Origin of the sequence: Faecalitalea cylindroides ATCC 27803 (assembly GCF_000469305.1) — a bacterium.
Lineage (GTDB): Bacteria > Bacillota_I > Bacilli_A > Erysipelotrichales > Erysipelotrichaceae > Faecalitalea > Faecalitalea cylindroides.
Window position 1 is genome coordinate 1 of the sequence record NZ_KI270954.1, and the last position, 3205, is coordinate 3205.

At 36.2% G+C, this 3205-nt stretch carries 6 protein-coding genes; all 6 read right to left on the minus strand.

The window, feature by feature from the left end:
• Positions 1-305: 305 nt before the first annotated feature.
• The 6 genes from HMPREF0367_RS00625 to HMPREF0367_RS10350 all read right to left on the minus strand — a co-directional run bounded on the left by HMPREF0367_RS00625 (position 306) and on the right by HMPREF0367_RS10350 (position 3050).
• Positions 306-1052, minus strand: coding sequence for an alpha/beta fold hydrolase (locus HMPREF0367_RS00625; protein WP_022356683.1), 747 nt, complete (start codon positions 1050-1052; stop codon positions 306-308).
• Positions 1053-1181: 129 nt separating this feature from the next.
• The gene (locus HMPREF0367_RS00630; RefSeq protein WP_195191645.1) at positions 1182-1427 is read right to left on the minus strand and encodes a hypothetical protein; all 246 of its coding nucleotides are present in this window, start codon (positions 1425-1427) and stop codon (positions 1182-1184) included.
• A gap of 8 nt (positions 1428-1435) precedes the next feature.
• Entirely contained in the window at positions 1436-1756 is a 321-nt protein-coding gene (locus tag HMPREF0367_RS00635; protein ID WP_229039525.1) for a type II toxin-antitoxin system PemK/MazF family toxin, read from the minus strand.
• A gap of 75 nt (positions 1757-1831) precedes the next feature.
• Positions 1832-2326 (minus strand): hypothetical protein, encoded by a 495-nt coding sequence (locus tag HMPREF0367_RS00640; protein ID WP_022790692.1) that lies wholly within the window; start codon positions 2324-2326, stop codon positions 1832-1834.
• A 2-nt stretch (positions 2327-2328) separates the two neighbouring features.
• Positions 2329-2865, minus strand: coding sequence for an ankyrin repeat domain-containing protein (locus HMPREF0367_RS00645; RefSeq protein ID WP_015536439.1), 537 nt, complete (start codon positions 2863-2865; stop codon positions 2329-2331).
• 20 nt (positions 2866-2885) lie between these two features.
• On the minus strand, positions 2886-3050 hold the full coding sequence (locus HMPREF0367_RS10350; protein WP_015536440.1) for a hypothetical protein: 165 nt from the start codon (positions 3048-3050) through the stop codon (positions 2886-2888).
• Between the last annotated feature and the right edge of the window lie 155 nt (positions 3051-3205).

The window sequence follows — 3205 nt, forward strand, 5'->3', positions numbered from 1 at the left end:
ATTTAACGTTACCGATTTTATCATTTTTTCAATTTTGGTAACGTTAAACGGCTTTTCTCATATATACTATTCGAACTCCTTATATGTATTATCATTTCTCATATTTATTATCTAAATGATGGCTATTTTGGCTTGTTTCATCCATATTATCTATATCTTATTTTACCTATCATATTTTTTGTTGCAAAATTCGTTGCAACTGTTCGTTTGGAATAGTTCCTGATGGCTAGCAGCTTCCATTAGGGTACTAAATAATTCTTTCTTGAAAGTACTGTTTAACCGTACTTTAATCGAAAACCAGAAAATCAATGCAATTTTATAATGTCATATAACTCTTTTGCATAACGATCAGCCTGGTTAATAGAAAATTCACCGTGATACATAGACGGGAGTATGTGTAAATCACAATTTTTGATCACTTCTCTGATCTTTTTTGCAGAAAATAAGATACGTTTATTTTCCCGCTCTCCAACAAACAGATGAACCTTCGCTGTACACTCACCAAGAGTTTTTTTCATAGAATACATAGAACTTTCTTGTAAAAAAGCAATCATATTTTGCTTTGTGATACCACAAGTGTCTTGATAATAGTCATCGAACAGTTCTGGTTTTATTCGAAGCGAACGAAATTGTAATTTAGAAAACCACTTTTGTTTGATCAGTCCATAACACGTTCCAAATGTTGGTCGTATCAGAGAGTAAGTTAGTTTAGACGGAATAACTGATGCGCTTTCTACAATTGCATAACGACAGATGTTTTTTCGCTGAGATAACATTTCAACTAGTATTTGCCCACCAAGAGATAACCCGCCAATCAATAATACCGAGCCACCAAAATTCCTATCAATGAAAGAAATGATTTCGTCGGCATTGTCTTTAATTGAAGTAAAATCTTTATCGCTGCCTGTGTGTCCGTCTAGTATTGGGATAATTATCTGTAAATCATTTTGAAGTAATTCAGAGATTTCTCGATAATTCCACCACGATAAGCCTCCACCGTGCAGAAGAACAATCACATCTTGGTTTTGTTTTCCATATACCTTATATTGCAAGTCGGCCCTCCTCACATAAATAAATTAATCACTCCACATTTTAAACTAATTATAGCAAACAACAAAATATCTTTAAAGTTTGTAGCCAAATGGCAATTCTATAAATCCAAATAGCAATCCTATAAAGGTTTACTCACTTTCAATATGATTTTCTGGATTATAAAGCCCATTAGCTACTGTCAATATAAGCGATATATTATCCATTAATTCATCATCTATATCGTCTGATGGTTCCAGCCTTTTTAATTCATCGAGAACTTCACCAAGCCGATCAAATACAGCTCTATGAACTTTACAATTAGCTTGTACATTGATCGTTCTATCCAATAGTTTACTGGTAATAAAATCTTGTTTAGATAATCCTGTTAAAGACACAGCAATATTTATTTGTTCATCTTCTTCAGGTGATACTCTAAACGCAATTGTTTTTGAGCGAAACCTATTGTGATTGTCTGGATCTGTTCGAGCAATACCATTGACGGTTTCTTTAAGCCAAATTCCTTACCTAATATTATGTGCGACGGTAAGTATCTTTTCTTTAATACTGTAGTAAGCGAAGCAACGATAATAGTTGGAGCGTTGGTATTAAACTCATTAGCTTGGACAACCAATACCGGACGCACTCCAGATTGAATCGATCCTTCTCTTTCTCCAAAATCGTAATAGAACAAATCGCCACGTGAAATCTTCTTTTTCATTTCCATTCCTCATTTCAATTTGTCGCTTTTATTTCTTTAGGAAAAAATTTAGCATAAAACCAAAAATAAATCTACTTCTTTTCAATCCACCTTCACGATCCGCCCCGTATGTTTATAGTACTCGACCCTTACGGTTTGACCCTGTTGCAGCCTGCCATAGTCTTCGCCCGAAATCTCTAATCGAAGAATTTCATCCTCATTATCAGAACCAGTCAGATAATAATGGTGCGAAAAAATTCCCGTATGTGCCAAAGATTCGCTGACTTGTATATCCTTTAATTCAACCGTTTGCGAACCTGACGACAAATCAAGCACCAGATCCTTAGAAAACCAGAGCGCTAAAGCAAAACACACGATAACAACGCCTGCTCCCAGAGCCTTTCTGGAAGCCGACAGCAAAGTCCTGTTTCGCACCACCCGGATGACCAGATAAGCACAAACGATCCATATAACTGATAGATCACAAAATTCATCCAGCAGTACCAGTTCTCCTGTTTTGGGCAGAAGCAGACCAGCGGCTATGACTGCCAATACAAGAACAAAAAAAATGATTTCCTGTTTTTTTAACCTTTTCATATTTAGAATATATTGTTCCCTTCCAACAAATGGATCAAATCATTTCTCCATGAAAATTCTTCAGCATAATCAAGGCAAGTTTTGCCAAAGTTATCTTTTTCACAAATATTTGATCCTCGATCCATCAAATATTGATATACCGGCATGATTGTCTTCGTCGGCAGTTTCACAGCGGTAATCGCATACTGCAGCGGTATCGCGCCATATTTATCTTTTTTATTGATATCCACTCCAGCCGCAATCAGAAGCTGCGTTATTTTTAACATGTACTGAGGCTCAGGTCTTAAAACAGAAAAATAAAATATATGCAGCGCATTTCTTTGATCTTTTGGACTCAGAAAGTTAACATCCGCTCCCTCAGAAATCAAAAAACGAAGGATCTTTATTTTTTCATCTGGATAACGGTCATTGACAACAGACAATTGAAGCAGACTCATCCCTGCATACTTATTGAACAAATTCGGATTTCCGGAATAAAAATCCATAAAGTCAAAGTAAGTTCCATCTCTTACGGCATCAAAAATGTCTGTGATCCTCATAAATCTTCCTCCTCAAATCACTAATCTTTCTCAATAACTTTATCGTCCTTTTCCTGCAGATACCTTTCTGAATCAAAGTGTGCTTCAATGATATTTTTTAGGAATTCAGTTTCTACAACTCTGTCATCCTCGTACAGTACAATTTCCGCCCCTTTTTTCTGGAGCTGGTCAATGAGCTCGTTCATACGCTGCAGTCCATCTATGTTTTCCAGGCTGCATATATCGATTTAGCCATTATTACGTAAGCATTCTCTTATTTCAACGTGTTCGACCAGCTCTTCCTGCTCTTCTTTTGTAAGCCGCCTGTTCAAAGCGTTCTAGATCGATGAAATCAATAACA